Annotated in this window: 14 protein-coding genes; all 14 read left to right on the top strand. The window is 28.4% G+C overall.

What is annotated here, in order from left to right; translation table 11 throughout:
* The first annotated feature begins 129 nt into the window (after window positions 1–129).
* The 14 genes from scfB to BUA19_RS04705 all read left to right on the top strand — a co-directional run bounded on the left by scfB (window position 130) and on the right by BUA19_RS04705 (window position 15,354).
* The gene (scfB, locus tag BUA19_RS04765) at window positions 130–1,512 is read left to right on the top strand and encodes a thioether cross-link-forming SCIFF peptide maturase (RefSeq protein ID WP_084601946.1); all 1,383 of its coding nucleotides are present in this window, start codon (window positions 130–132) and stop codon (window positions 1,510–1,512) included.
* The gene (locus BUA19_RS04760) at window positions 1,505–2,005 is read left to right on the top strand and encodes a gamma carbonic anhydrase family protein (RefSeq protein ID WP_072724228.1); all 501 of its coding nucleotides are present in this window, start codon (window positions 1,505–1,507) and stop codon (window positions 2,003–2,005) included. Before scfB ends, BUA19_RS04760 begins: the two co-directional genes overlap by 8 nt.
* A 15-nt stretch (window positions 2,006–2,020) precedes the next feature.
* Entirely contained in the window at window positions 2,021–3,271 is a 1,251-nt protein-coding gene (gene secD / locus BUA19_RS11910) for a protein translocase subunit SecD (protein WP_242939242.1), read from the top strand.
* A gap of 12 nt (window positions 3,272–3,283) precedes the next feature.
* Complete coding sequence (gene secF, locus BUA19_RS11905) at window positions 3,284–4,144, top strand: protein translocase subunit SecF (RefSeq protein WP_242939241.1); 861 nt, start codon at window positions 3,284–3,286, stop codon at window positions 4,142–4,144.
* A gap of 70 nt (window positions 4,145–4,214) precedes the next feature.
* The gene (locus BUA19_RS04750; protein WP_072724226.1) at window positions 4,215–5,882 is read left to right on the top strand and encodes an ABC1 kinase family protein; all 1,668 of its coding nucleotides are present in this window, start codon (window positions 4,215–4,217) and stop codon (window positions 5,880–5,882) included.
* A 217-nt stretch (window positions 5,883–6,099) separates the two neighbouring features.
* Window positions 6,100–6,612, top strand: coding sequence for an adenine phosphoribosyltransferase (locus BUA19_RS04745; protein WP_072724224.1), 513 nt, complete (start codon window positions 6,100–6,102; stop codon window positions 6,610–6,612).
* A gap of 75 nt (window positions 6,613–6,687) precedes the next feature.
* Entirely contained in the window at window positions 6,688–8,865 is a 2,178-nt protein-coding gene (locus BUA19_RS04740; RefSeq protein ID WP_072724222.1) for a RelA/SpoT family protein, read from the top strand.
* 12 nt (window positions 8,866–8,877) lie between these two features.
* The gene (gene dtd, locus BUA19_RS04735) at window positions 8,878–9,327 is read left to right on the top strand and encodes a D-aminoacyl-tRNA deacylase (protein ID WP_072724220.1); all 450 of its coding nucleotides are present in this window, start codon (window positions 8,878–8,880) and stop codon (window positions 9,325–9,327) included.
* Between the two features lie 13 nt (window positions 9,328–9,340).
* A complete protein-coding gene (locus BUA19_RS04730) occupies window positions 9,341–9,958 on the top strand; it encodes an MBL fold metallo-hydrolase (RefSeq protein WP_072724218.1) in 618 nt (205 codons plus the stop codon).
* A gap of 15 nt (window positions 9,959–9,973) precedes the next feature.
* Window positions 9,974–11,437 carry a coproporphyrinogen dehydrogenase HemZ gene (gene hemZ / locus BUA19_RS04725; protein ID WP_072724216.1) on the top strand — a complete coding sequence of 488 codons (1,464 nt, stop codon included), beginning with the start codon at window positions 9,974–9,976 and terminating at the stop codon, window positions 11,435–11,437.
* Window positions 11,437–12,696, top strand: coding sequence for a histidine--tRNA ligase (hisS, locus tag BUA19_RS04720; protein WP_072724212.1), 1,260 nt, complete (start codon window positions 11,437–11,439; stop codon window positions 12,694–12,696). Before hemZ ends, hisS begins: the two co-directional genes overlap by 1 nt.
* 12 nt (window positions 12,697–12,708) lie before the next feature.
* Window positions 12,709–14,487, top strand: coding sequence for an aspartate--tRNA ligase (gene aspS, locus BUA19_RS04715; protein WP_072724210.1), 1,779 nt, complete (start codon window positions 12,709–12,711; stop codon window positions 14,485–14,487).
* A 111-nt stretch (window positions 14,488–14,598) separates the two neighbouring features.
* Window positions 14,599–14,910 (top strand): metal-sensitive transcriptional regulator, encoded by a 312-nt coding sequence (locus tag BUA19_RS04710; RefSeq protein WP_242939240.1) that lies wholly within the window; start codon window positions 14,599–14,601, stop codon window positions 14,908–14,910.
* 9 nt (window positions 14,911–14,919) lie between these two features.
* Window positions 14,920–15,354 (top strand): SoxR reducing system RseC family protein, encoded by a 435-nt coding sequence (locus BUA19_RS04705; protein ID WP_072724208.1) that lies wholly within the window; start codon window positions 14,920–14,922, stop codon window positions 15,352–15,354.
* The last annotated feature ends 6 nt before the right edge of the window (window positions 15,355–15,360 follow it).

The raw sequence follows: 15,360 nt of genomic DNA, 5'->3' as shown, positions 1-15,360 counted from the left end.
ATTTTAGCAGCATAACTTAAAAGTTATGCTGCTTTTTCCTTTTATGTTTAATATTTGTAAAGTTTGATTATTTTTGAAAAATTTGATATTATGAAAAATAGACGTATTTGACTGAGGAGGTTTACATAAATGGGAATGATACATAAATTTTCTTTAAATGGAATTAATATAGTTGTGGATGTAAATAGTGGTGCAGTACATGTTGTTGATAATGAAGCATATGATTTATTAGATTATTACAAAGAGAAAAGCATAGATGAAATAATTGATATTTTAAAAGATAAGTATTCTAAAGAAAAAATAATAGAAGCTTATAATGAAATGAAAGAATTAGAAAAAGAGGAGTTATTATATTCAGATGATGAATATGAACATCATCCAAGTTTTGTAAATAGGAAACCAGTTGTTAAAGCTTTGTGTTTACACGTTGCGCATGATTGTAATTTAAAATGTAAATATTGTTTTGCATCTCAAGGAGATTTTGGTGGAGAAAGAAAGTTAATGAGTTATGAAGTTGGAAAAAAAGCTTTAGACTTTTTAATTGAAAATTCAGGTAATAGAAGAAATCTAGAAGTAGATTTTTTCGGTGGAGAACCTTTAATGAATTGGGATGTTGTCAAAAAACTTGTAGAATATGGAAATGAAAGAGCAAAAGAAAAAAATAAAAATTTTAGATTTACAATTACAACTAATGGTGTTTTATTAGATGATGAAAAAATTGAATACATAAATAAAAATATGCACAATGTAGTATTGAGTTTAGATGGAAGAAAAAAAGTACATGATGATATGAGACCTACATTAAATAATAAAGGAAGTTATGATTTGATAGTTCCTAAATTTAAGAAATTGGTAGAAAATAGAAGCAAAGATAAGTATTATTATGTTAGAGGAACATTTACTAGAGAAAATTTAGATTTTTCAAAAGATGTGCTTCATTTTGCAGATTTAGGATTTGATATTACTTCAGTTGAACCAGTTGTAGATAGTGAGGACAACCCTTATGCACTAAGAGAAGAAGATATTCCTAAAATATTTGAAGAATATGAAAAATTGGCAGTAGAGTATGTCAACAGAAAATTAAGAGGAGATAAATTTACATTTTTCCATTTTTCAATAGATTTAAATCAAGGACCTTGTGTAATAAAAAGACTTACTGGATGTGGGGCAGGATCTGAGTATATGGCTGTAACTCCAGAGGGAGATTTGTATCCTTGTCATCAGTTTGTTGGAAATGAAGATTTTAAATTAGGCAATTTATTTGATGAAAATTTAGTTATATCGAGGGATTTGCAATTAAAATTCCAAAATGCTCATGTTTATGCTAAAGAAGAATGTAGAAAATGTTGGGCTAAATTTTATTGCTCAGGAGGATGTCATGCTAATGCATATAACTTTAATAATGATATATTAAAACCTTATGAACTTGGATGTCAGATGCAAAAAAAACGTATAGAATGTGCTCTTATGATTAAAGCGAAACTTATGTTGGAGGGAAGCGAAGATGATTAAGGAGTATGAAGGAAAAAAACCTCAAATTCCTGACAGTTGTTTTATAGCTCACAGTGCAGATGTAATAGGAAATGTTAAAATGGGAGAGAATACAAATATATGGTATAATTGCGTATTAAGAGGCGATGAAAATGAAATAATAATAGGTAATAATACTAACATTCAAGATGGCACTGTAGTTCATATTAGTAAAGATAACAAGACTGAAATAGGTAATTATGTTACAATAGGACATAAAGCTACAATACATGCCTGTAAGATAGGAAACTATAGCTTAATGGGTATGGGGGCAATAATACTCGATGGAGCAGAAATAGGAGATTATACTTTGATAGGGGCTGGAAGTTTAGTTCCACCTAACAAGAAAATTCCATCAGGAGTACTTGCGTATGGAAATCCTATTAGAATAATAAGAGAACTCACAGAAGAAGAAAAAAAATCATTAGAAAAGTCTGCTATAGACTATGTTGAATATGCAAAAAAGCATAAATAGATTGGGGGGAAACGTATGAGTATGAAATTTAAAAATTTATCAATATTTATTATTTTATTAATTGTTATAGGAGGGTTTTCTTATTCGGCGATTAATGGAGTGAATATAGGAAAGTTTAAAATTAATCCTGTGAAGAATTCGATAAAACAAGGTTTGGATTTAAAAGGTGGAGTATTTGTAGTTTATGAAGCTCAAACTGATGCAACAGGTCAAGAATTAAATAAAATATTAGATCAAACTATAGAAGTTTTTAGAAAACGTATAGATGGTATGGGAGTTTCTGAGCCAGTCATAGTAAAAGAAGGAGAGAAAAGAATAAGAATTGAGCTTCCTGGTGTAAAAGATGCGAAAGAAGCTATTGATACTATAGGTAAAACTGCTCAACTTAAATTTGTAAAAGAGGATGGAACTGTAGTAGTTACAGGTAAGGATATAAAAAAATCTGAAGTTGTATTTGATAAAAGAACTAATCAGCCTATAGTTTCACTTGAATTTAATTCTGAAGGAGCTAAAAAATTTGCAAATGCTACTAGAGAACTTGCACCTACTCATTCGCCTATAGTTATAATACTTGACAATGAAATTATTTCAAGTCCTAGAGTTAACGATGAAATTCCAGATGGACATGCTACAATAAGTGGTAATTTTACAGTGGAGAGTGCATCTAAACTTGCCAACTTAATAAGAGCAGGGGCTCTTCCAGTTGAATTTAAAGAAGTTCAAACATCAACTGTTACTGCGACACTTGGGGTAGATGCTTTAAATAAGAGTGTACAAGGGGCTATTATAGGTATAGCTTTAGTAATGCTGTATATGCTTATATACTATAGATTACCAGGTTTTATTGCGGATATAGCATTGATTTCGTATATTCTTATAATAATGTATACTTATGTACAAATGAAAATTACGTTGACACTTCCAGGTATTGCAGCTCTTATATTATCAGTTGGTATGGCTGTAGATGCCAATGTAATAATTTTTGAAAGAATAAAAGAAGAACTTAAAAATGGAAAATCTTTAAGAGCTTCTATAGATTCAGGCTTTTCAAAAGCATTAGGGACAATAATGGATTCAAATATAACTACGTTTATAGCAGGAATTGTTTTGTTTAAGTTTGGAACAGGGCCTATAAAAGGATTTTCAATTACATTGATGATAGGTATATTAGCATCATTATTTACAGCGGTTGTAATAACAAAAACATTATTGAAATCACTAGTTCATGCTAATATAGTTAGAAATAAGAAATTTTTTGGAGCTTAAGGGGGGGAAAATATGAAGATAATAGAAAAGACAAAATTGTGGTTTGGATTATCCCTTACAATTATAGCTATAGGATTTGTAATAATGCTTACATCTGGACTTAACTATGGAATAGACTTTACAGGTGGAACTTTGATGGAAATAGATTTACATAAAAGTGTTCCAACAAATGAAATAAGGGCTATAACAGATTCTATTGATAAGGATATGACTATAAATTTTTTAGGAAAAGATAAAAATATAGTTCAAATAAAAACTAAAAAAGACCTTAATTCTGATAAAAGACAAGAAGTATTCATTAAATTTAAAGATAAATATGGCTTGAAAAATAATGATTTGATGAAAGCAGATCAATTTGGAGCTACTGTTGGTAAGGAAATAAGAAATAAAGCTGTAATATCGACAATTATTGCTGCAATAGGTATGCTTATATATGTGAGTTTTAGATTTGAGTTGTCTTATGGTATAGCGGCGATAATTGCTCTTATTCATGATGTTTTGATTTTAATATGTGCATATGCAGTATTTAGAGTACCTGTAGATAGTCCGTTTGTAGCAGCTGTACTTACAGTAGTAGGTTATTCTATAAATGATACTATAGTAGTTTTTGATAGAATAAGAGAAAATATGAAATATTCTAAAAAGAAAGATTATGTTGATATAGCAAATCAAAGTATAAAACAAACTATTGCAAGATCTATCAATACTTCTTTGACTACTTTAACTGCAATAGTAGCACTTTATGTTCTAGGAGTAGAATCTATAAAAGATTTTACACTTCCTCTTATAGTTGGTATGGCAGCTGGAACTTATTCATCTATATTTATAGCTAGTCCTATATGGGTATTGCTTAAAAGTAAGACTAAAATGTAGTATAAATTATTGAATGTAAAGTCCCAATAACATTGGGACTTTTTAAAATATAAAATTGAGGGTGCTTTGTATGATAAAGGTAGCTTATAATAATTTAAAAAGATATAAGGATATAATACAAATTTTGATAAAATATGGCTTTAGTTTTTTGGTAGAAAAATTAAAAATAGATGGAATTGCTAATAAAATACCGTTAACTCCAAGCAAAGATATACAATATATGTCAACTGGAGAGAGGATAAGGAGGGCGCTGGAGGAACTTGGACCAACTTTTATTAAATTAGGACAGATATTGAGTACTAGAAATGATATATTAGAGCCTTCAATTGTAGAAGAACTATCTAAACTTCAAAATAATGTAAAACCTTTTGAGTTTGAAGAAGCTAAAAAAATATTTAAAGAAGAAATAGGACTTGAATTTGATGAAGTTTTTAAAGAATTTAATGAAGTGCCTGTTGCAGCTGCTTCAATAGGACAAGTGTATGAAGCTAAATTAAAAAATGGTAAAAGTGTTATTGTAAAAATACAAAGACCAAATATTGAAAGTACTATAAAGTCTGATTTAGAGATATTGTATAGATTTGCTAAAATAATAGATGAATATTATAAAGATACTGTATTAGATTTTTCAGAAGTTGTTGAAGATTTTGCTGTGTCAATATTAAGAGAACTTGATTATAATTTTGAGGCTAGAAATTGTGAAAAATTTAGGGAAATGTTTATAAAAGATAAAAGTGTATATATACCAAATGTATATTGGGATTTTACTTCTAAGAGAGTATTGACTTTAGAAAAAATAGAAGGGATTAGTATAACTGATATAGATGAAATGAAAAAAAGAAGTTGGAATCCAAAAAATATTGCACATATTGGTGCCATGGCATTTATGAAACAAGTTTTTTTTCATGGATTTTTTCATGCAGATCCACATCCGGGAAATATATTTGCTACAGGTAGCAATGAGATAGCTTTTATCGATTTTGGTATAGTAGGGCTTATAGATGATGTTACATTGGATTTTATAACAGAAATGTTTTTTTCTGGTATTAACAAGGATGTAGACAAAATTATAAACTCATTGATTGAACTTGATGCTATAGATAAAAATACTAATTTTAGGAAATTAAGAGAAGAAATAGCTTTTTTCATACATTATTATTACGATATGCCGATTAAGAGGATAAATATATCTGAAGTTTTAAATGAATTTATGAGATTTTCTAGAAAAAATAAAGTAAAACTTCCTTCTCAATTTGCACCACTTGCTAAAGCTATAGTTACAATAGAAGGGTGTGGAAAAATGTTAGACCCTGATTTTTCGTTATCTGTAATAACTAAAGATTTTATAAAAGAATTTTATTTAAATAAATTTAAACCCGATAATTTAATTTTAAAATCTAAAAGTTATTTGAATCAATTTATTACTGATTCTAAAGTTATACCTAGACAAATTAAGCTTCTTCTTAGAAATCTTCAAAAGAATGAAATTAAATTTACTATAGATGAGATAAGATTTACAAATTTAGAAAAAGAAATAAATAATATGACTAATAAGTTAGCTATAAGTTTAATTGTATCTTCAACTATAGTAGGTTCATCTCTTATTATTACTACGAATATTGGACCTAGTGTTAAAGGGTATGCTCTTCTTGGGATAGTAGGATTTATTATAGCAAGTATTATGGGAATGTATTTAATAATTTCTATACTCATTTCAAATAAAAATAAGAAACAATGAGTATTGTTTATCTATATTATTGATTAAATTAACTTTAAAAGATATAATAGTATTGTTCTTTATGAGAATATTTATTCACTTTAATAGATTAGGAGCAAAAAAAGCAAAGCAAATAACAAAATATGGAGGTGTAGACCGTTGGCTGTTAAAAAAGCTTTGCAAATATTATTTAGTAAATATATATTGCATTATAAGATTTAAGTCAACGGAATAAATAATGGATTTAAGGTCAAAAATAAGAGATATTAAAGATTTTCCAAAAGAAGGAATAATTTTTAAAGATATAACAACACTATTAAAGGATGGAGATGCTTTTAAATGTGCTGTAGATAAAATTATACAGGATTTAAAAGAAAAAGATGTAGATATAATTGTTGGACCTGAGGCTAGAGGTTTTTTAATGGGAACTCCAGTAGCTTATGGATTAGGAGTTGGATTTGTTCCAGTTAGAAAACCGGGAAAGCTTCCAGGAGAAACTGTTAAATTTGAATATGACTTAGAATATGGAACAGATTCGCTTGAAATACATAAAGATTCGATAAAACCAGGACAAAGAGTTGCAATAGTAGATGATCTTCTTGCTACAGGAGGAACTATGGGAGCTACTGCAAAGCTTATTGAAAAATTAGGTGGAAAAGTAGTTGCCATGGAATTTTTAATAGAACTTGAATTTTTAAATGGAAGAGAAAATTTAAAGGACTATTATGTTAACTCTTTAATAAAATATTAATACATTTGAAATAGTTGGTGGTATTGCCAACTATTTTAATATATATAAAATTATAATTGTAAATAAGGTGGTTTTATGCTAGAAAATTTATTGCTAAAAATACAACAGTATAGTCCAGATAGTGATTTAGACTTAATAATAAGAGCTTATAATTTTGCTGAAAGTGCTCATGAGGGACAGTATAGAAAATCAGGAGAAAAATATTTTATACATCCTGTTGAAGTTGCAAATATTTTAGCGGATTTAGAATTAGATATATATACAATAGCAGCAGGTCTTATGCACGATGTTATTGAAGATACTAAATATACCTATGAAGATATAGTTGATAAATTTGGAAAAGAAATAGCAGACCTTGTTGAAGGAGTAACTAAGCTTGGTAAAATAGAGTATAAATCAAAAGAAGAAACTCAAGCTGAAAACCTTAGAAAAATGTTTATGGCCATGGCAAAGGATATAAGAGTTATACTTATCAAACTTGCTGATAGGCTTCATAACATGAGAACTTTAAAATTTATGACTCCTGAAAAAGCAAAAGAAAAAGCAAAAGAAACTGTTGAAATATATGCTCCAATTGCTCATAGACTTGGTATATCCAAAATTAAATGGGAGCTTGAAGATATAGCTCTTAGATATTTGGATCCAGAAGGTTATTATGATCTTGTTGAAAAAGTTGCAAAAAAGCGAAGAGAAAGAGAAGAATATATAAAAAAAGTTATAAATATATTAAGGGAAAAATTTAAGGGAGCTAATATTGAGTGTGATATATATGGAAGACCTAAGCACTTTTACAGCATATATAGAAAGATGCACTATCAAAATAAGAGTTTTGAAGAAATATATGATTTAATGGCTGTAAGAGCAATTGTCAATACTGTAAAAGATTGTTATGCAGTATTGGGAATAGTTCATACTATATGGAAACCCATGCCAGGTAGATTTAAAGATTATATAGCAATGCCTAAGCCAAATATGTATCAATCTCTGCACACTACGGTATTAGGTCCAGATGGTGAACCGCTTGAAATACAAATAAGAACTTGGGATATGCATAAAATTGCAGAATATGGTATAGCAGCTCATTGGAAGTATAAGGAAGGAAATACAAGTAAAAGTCAAGATGACATGGATATAAAATTATCTTGGCTTAGACAAATGATGGAATGGCAAAAGGATTTAAGTGATCCTAGAGAATTTATGGAAGCTTTGAAAATAGATTTATTTACAAATCAAGTATTTGTTTTTACGCCTAAAGGAGATGTAATAGAATTACCTGCAGGTTCAACTCCTATAGATTTTGCATATAGAGTGCATACTAGTGTTGGAAATAGTTGTATTGGAGCTAAGGTAGATGGAAGAATAGTTCCGCTTGATTATAAATTGAAAAATGGAAATATAGTTGAGATTATAAGATCATCACAAAGTAATGGACCTAGTAGAGATTGGATTAATATAGTAAAAACTTCTCATGCTAAAAATAAAATAAGACAGTGGTTTAAAAAAGAAAGAAGAGAAGAAAACATACAAAGAGGAAGAGAGATTCTTGAAAGAGAATTAAAAAGACAAGGATACAATGTCAATGAAATATTAAAACATAAGTATTTGAGTACTATATTAAAAAAATTAAATCAGCCTAGTGAAGATGATTTATATGCAACTCTTGGGTATGGTGGCATAACTTTAGCACAGATTGTTCCAAAACTTAAGGAGTTACATGAAAAGGAAAATCAAAAGCAAAAAATTGAAGTGAAAATTGAAGATTCGATATTCGATAAGGACTATAAAAATAAGAGAAAAATTAACTCTCAAGGAGTAATTGTAAAAGGTGTGGATAATATATTAGTCAGATTCGCAAAATGCTGTAATCCTCTTCCAGGAGATGATATAACAGGGTATATAACTAAAGGGAGAGGAGTTTCTATACACAGAAAGGATTGTCCTAACGTATCTGGAAATGACCCTGAAATATTAAATAGATTGATTCAAGTTGAATGGGATTCAAATAAAAATGTAAAATTTGAAGCAGAGATAAGCATAAAAGCACATGATAGGAAGGGAATTTTAAGTGAAATAACTCATGTTTTTGCAGTAGAAAAAACATCTTTAAATGGAATAAATGCTAGAACTAATAAAGAAAAAATAGTTAATATGAACTTATTATTAGAAGTAGATAGTATCAGTGAACTTAATAATTTGATGAATAAATTAAAGAGTATTCCAGGTGTTATGGATGTATATAGAGTTATAAATTAAAGGAGTGTTAATATGAGAGCTGTAGTTCAGAGAGTATTATCTTCAAGTGTTACAGTAGATGAAAATGTAATTGGAAAAGTTCAAAAAGGTCTTATGGTACTTTTGGGAGTAACTCATGATGATGATATAAAAGATGTAGATTATATGGTTGAAAAAATAGTGAATTTAAGAATATTTGAAGATGAAAATGACAAATTAAACTTATCACTTATTGATATAGAAGGAGAACTTTTGGTTGTATCTCAATTTACTCTTTATGGAGATTGTAGAAAGGGAAGAAGACCTAATTTTACTGATGCGGCAAAGCCTGATAAGGCAATAGAACTTTATGATGAGTTTATAAATAAAGCTAAAGAATACAATATAAAAGTAGAAAAAGGACAGTTTGGAGCACACATGGTAGTAGATATAGTAAATGATGGACCGGTTACTATTTTACTAGATTCTAAGAAAAATTTTTAAAGGGGGGATTTTTATGTTTTTACAAAAGATTGTAGCTGGAGTATATGGTGTAAATTGCTATATATTAGGGGATGAGCAGACAAAAAAATGTGCAGTTTTAGATCCAGGTGGAAGTTTAGATGAGATAATTGATATTGTGGAGAATAATGAATTTAAAGTTGATTATATAATATTAACTCATGGCCATGGCGATCACATAGGTGCTGTTAAGGAGCTAAAACAAAAAACAAATGCAAAGATATTAGCGCATGAAGATGAAAAATTCATACTAAATAGTAGCAAAAATAATTTAACACATATGATGGGAGGAGCATTTGAAATCGAAGCAGATGAATATTTAAAAGATGGACAAATTGTAAAGATTGGTAACTTAGAATTAAAAATAATTCATACTCCAGGACATACTCCAGGATGTATTTGTATAAAAGTTGATGATGTATTATTTACAGGAGATACTTTGTTTGCAGGTTCTATTGGAAGAACAGATCTTCCGGGAGGAGATTATGATACTATTTTAGATTCACTTGACAAGTTATCAAATCTAGATGATAATCTTAAAGTGCTTCCAGGCCATGGTCCAGCAAGTAAGATAAGTGTAGAAAAATCTAAAAATCCATATATGCAAAAATAGTAAGGGGAAATTTTAATGCTTAATGTATTTTTGAAAAATCACAACTATAAATATGAAGTAGGAGAGCTTTTGAAATTATTTACTACTCAGTTTAAATTTGTAGATGATGATTTGAATAAGGATAAAATTTTGATAAATGAACTCATTATAGAAGATAATTTGATAATATCTAATACTTATATTTATGAAAATAATAATTTAAAAATTAGATTAGAAGAAAAAGATGTAATGAGCAGTTTAGATGAAAAAATTTTAAAAAGAGAAAGTAAAATTGTTATAAAAAGAAGTATATTTAAAGTTTTAAAAAAAATATATAAATCATTTGTCCCTTGGGGAATATTAACAGGAATAAGACCTACTAAAATAGTACATGAACTTTTAGATGAAAATAAAAATAAAGAAGAAATAGATAATATATTAAAAGTAAAATATCTGATGGATAAAAGTAAAATAGATTTAGCTTATAATATAGCAAAAGTAGAAAGGGAATTTATATACCCACTAAATGAAAATAAAATAGCGCTCTATGTAAGTATACCTTTTTGTCCAACTAGATGTGTATACTGTTCTTTTCCTTCAAATACATTAAAACAATGGGGACATCTTAAAAGTGATTATTTGAATGCGTTGATAAAAGAGATAAAAGGTGTAGGAGCTTTAATTAAAAAACTTAATAAGGAAATAGAGAGTGTTTATATAGGAGGAGGTACTCCTACAACACTTGATGAAAAAGAGCTTGATATATTGATGGATAGTTTATACCAAAATTTTGATTTAAATAATATAAAAGAATTTACAGTAGAAGCGGGAAGACCTGATACAATAACTAAAGAAAAACTTAAAGTATTAAAATATGCTAAAGTATCTAGGATAAGCATAAATCCTCAAACTATGAATGAATCTACTTTAATTGAAATAGGTAGAAGTCATAAAGTGGAGGATATTGTAAAGTGTTTTAATATGGCAAGAAATTTGGGATTTGATAATATAAATATGGATATAATACTTGGACTTTTAAAAGAAACTCCAAGTATGGTTGAAAATACGTTAAAAGAGATATCAAAATTATCACCTGAGAGTTTAACTGTTCATACGATGGCTATAAAAAGAGCGTCAAAATTAAAAGAAAATATACAAGAATATGAATTTAGTCAGTATATGGATATGGTGAAGATGATAGATATTTCTATGGATTATGCTCAGAGAATGGGACTTAATCCATATTATATGTACAGACAAAAGCATATGTTGGGTAATCTTGAAAATATAGGATATTCCAAAAGAGGATTTGAATGTATATATAATATTCAAATAATGGAGGAAAAACAAAGTATATTTGCTTTAGGAGCAGGGGCAATTTCAAAAATTGTATATTTAGATGAAAATAGGATAGAAAGAGTTCCTAATGTTAAGAATTTAGAGCATTATATAAAAAGAGTAGATGAAATGATACAAAAGAAAGAAGAGGAGGTTTTGTAATGGAAATTAAAGCCCCAAGGGGAACTAAAGATGTATTACCTGTCGATTCTTATAAATGGATATATGTAGAAAATTTATTTAGAAAAGTATGTAATTTATTTGGATATGAAGAAATTAGAACTCCAATATTTGAGCATACAGAGTTATTTAAAAGAGGAGTAGGTGAAACTACTGATATAGTTCAAAAGGAAATGTATTCATTTCAAGATAATGGAGGAAGAGAAATTACTTTAAAGCCAGAAGGAACAGCAGGTGCTGTTAGAGCTTTTATTGAAAATAAATTATATGCTAATACTCAACCTACAAAACTTTATTATATAACACCTTGTTTTAGATATGAAAGACCACAAGCTGGTAGACTTAGACAATTTCATCAGTTTGGTGTAGAAGTTTTTGGAAGTGAATCTCCGTCAATAGATTCTGAGGTTATGGCGCTTGCTATGGAGTTTTTTAAAAGAGTAGGACTACAAAAATTAGAGCTTAGAATAAACTCTATAGGATGTCCTAGTTGTAGAAGAGAGTATAATAAAAAGTTAAAAGAATATTTAAGTGAAAAATTAGATAAATTATGTAAAACTTGTCAAGATAGATATGAAAGAAATCCACTTAGAATATTAGACTGTAAAAATGAAACATGCAAATTAGAAATTGAAAATGCTCCTTTAATGATAGATAATATTTGTGATGATTGTAAAGAACATTTTGAAAAGGTTAAAAATTATTTAGATAGTATGGGTGTAGAATATACAGTAGACCCTAAAATAGTAAGAGGACTTGATTATTATACTAAAACTGCATTTGAGATAATTTCTAATGATATAGGAGCTCAGAGTACAGTATGTGGTGGAGGAAGATATGATGGTTTAGTTGAAGAACTTGGAGGACCTAAAATTTCTGGTATTGGTTTTGGTATGGGTATAGAAAGGCTGTTATTAACTCTTGAGAATAATAATATACAAATACCTAAAAAAGATGGAATTGATATATTTATAGTTACAATTGGGCAAAAAGCAGAAAATGAGAGTTTTAAAATACTTAAAAAGTTAAGAGAAAATAATATATCTTGTGATAAAGATCATATAGGAAGAAGTGTTAAAGCGCAATTTAAATATTCTAATAAAGTAAATGCTAAATTTACTATAGTACTTGGGGATGATGAGATAGATAAAGATGTAGCATCACTTAAAAATATGGAAACATCAGAGCAGATAGAAATAAAGTTAAGTGAAATAGTAGATGTTTTAAAAAATAGGCTTTAAGGAGGAATAATAATGGAAAATTTAAATGGATTAAAAAGAACTCATTATTGTGGAGATTTGAGAGAGAATAATATAGGTGAAGAAGTAGTATTGATGGGATGGGTTCAAAAGAAAAGAAATTTAGGAGGATTAGTATTTGTAGACTTAAGAGATATAAGAGGTATTTGTCAGATAGTATTTGATAATGATATATCTGAAGAAGCTTTTGAAAAAGCAGAAAAATTAGGTTCTGAATATGTAATTGCTATAAAGGGAAAGGTATTTGAAAGACAATCTAAAAATCCAAATATTCCAACTGGAGATATAGAGGTATTTGCAAATGAGATTAAAATTTTAAATAAATCTCAAACTCCTCCTATTTACATAAAAGATGATGATGAGGTTTCAGAAAATTTAAGACTTAAATACAGATACTTGGATTTGAGAAAACCATCTATGCAAAAGAATTTGATATTAAGACATAAGGTAGCTAATATCGTTAGAAATTATCTTTCTGAAAATAATTTTTTAGAAATAGAAACGCCATTTTTAACTAAGCCAACACCTGAAGGAGCAAGAGATTATTTAGTTCCAAGTAGAGTTAATGAAGGGAAGTTTTATGCACTTCCTCAATCTCCGCAGATATTTAAACAACTTTTAATGGTTTCTGGTATGGACAGGTATTTTCAAATAGTAAAGTGTTTTAGAGATGAAGATTTAAGAGCGGATAGGCAGCCGGAATTTACTCAAATAGATTGTGAAATGTCGTTTGTTGAAATGGATGATATTATAGACATAATGGAAAAAATGATTCAAAGAATATTTAAAGAGGTTTTAAATATAGATATTTCTGTTCCATTTCCTAGAATGCCTTATAAAGAAGCTATGGAAAGATATGGTTCAGATAAACCGGATATAAGATTTGGATTTGAACTTAAAAATATTTCTGATATAGTAAAAGATTGTGAATTTAAAGTGTTTAGCTCTACTGTTGAAAATGGTGGAAGTGTTAGAGGTATAAATGTAAAAGGTTATGCAGATAAATTTACTAGAAAAAATATAACATCACTTGAAGAATATGTTAAAACGTATGGAGCAAAAGGGCTTGCATGGATAAAAGTAACAAATGAAGGGGTAACATCACCTATTGCTAAGTTCTTTAGTGAAGAAAAAATGAATCAAATTTTAGATAAAATGGAAGCGAAAGAAGGAGATTTGCTTTTATTTGTAGCAGATAAAGATAAAGTAGTGTTTGATTCACTTGGTAATTTAAGAAATGAAGTAGCTAAAAGACTTGAAATACTTGATAAAAATGAATTTAAGTTTTTATGGGTTACAGAATTTCCATTATTTGAATATGATGAAGAGGAAAACAGATATGTAGCAATGCATCATCCGTTCACTTCTCCTGTAGATGAAGATATAGAAAAATTAGAAAATGATAAAGAGAATGTCAGAGCAAAAGCTTATGATATAGTATTAAATGGATTTGAAATAGGTGGAGGAAGTATAAGAATTCACAATGAAGAAGTTCAGAAAAAAATGTTTAAGGCGTTAGGATTTAGTGAAGAAGAAGCCTATGATAAATTTGGTTTCTTACTTGATGCATTTAAATATGGAACTCCACCACATGGAGGAATTGCATTTGGTTTTGATAGACTTATAATGTTACTTGCAGGAGAAGATAATATAAGACAGGTAATAGCATTCCCTAAAACTCAAAATGCATCTTGTCCAATGACTAATGCACCAGCTATTGCAGATGAGAAACAACTTGAAGAACTTAATATAAAACTTGATTTAAGTGAATAATAAAATAGGCTGCTAGTTTAGCAGCCTATTTTATTTGACATTTTAATACTTATAAAAGTATAATTAAAATTAATAATATACAGGGATAAGGTATTTTGAGGGGATAAATCAATGAAAGGAAGTTTGTTTATGAATGAATTACAAAATAAAGCTAAAATGGATAAAGAAGCTATAATCAAAAGACTTAGAAGAATAGAAGGACAAGTAAAAGGAATTCAGAAAATGGTAAATGAGGAAAAGTATTGTGTAGATATACTTATACAAATAGCAGCAGTTCGTTCAGCGATAGATAAAGTTGGAGGGATAATACTTGAAAATCATGTAAAGGGATGTGTTAAAAAAACTATAGATAATTCAAGTGAAGAAGAAAAAGACAAAGTAATTGATGAACTTATAAAAACTATGCTTAAATTTATGAAGTAGGTGATAAGTGTGAGACAAACAGGTGTAGTTGTAGATAAAAATGAGAATATGGCTATATTAAAAATTCAGAGACATTCTGCGTGTGCAAGTTGTGGAGCATGTGGAATGGGAAGTGGAGAAAGTAAAGATATAACAATAGAAGCTTTAAACAAAGCAGATGCTAATATTGGAGATTTTGTTGAAGTAGATATTAATGCACCTAATGTTTTAAAAGCTGCTATTATAGCTTATGTAATACCTTTATTTATGCTTCTTGTGGGGATTATTGTAAGTGATAAAATTCTTAAATTTATAAACTATAATAAAAATATAGAAACTATGAGTGCTATTATAGGATTTGGCTTTATGGTTATGGCTTTTGTGATAATAAAAGTATATGAACCAAGACTTAAAAAGAGTGAAGAATATATTCCTATTATAACTAATGTTATAAATCAAAAATAATAAAAT

This window comes from Tepidibacter thalassicus DSM 15285, assembly GCF_900129915.1.
GTDB classification, from domain to species: Bacteria; Bacillota; Clostridia; order Peptostreptococcales; family Peptostreptococcaceae; genus Tepidibacter; species Tepidibacter thalassicus.
Note: the sequence above shows the minus strand (reverse complement) of the source record. Positions and strands in the feature narration are given on the sequence as shown.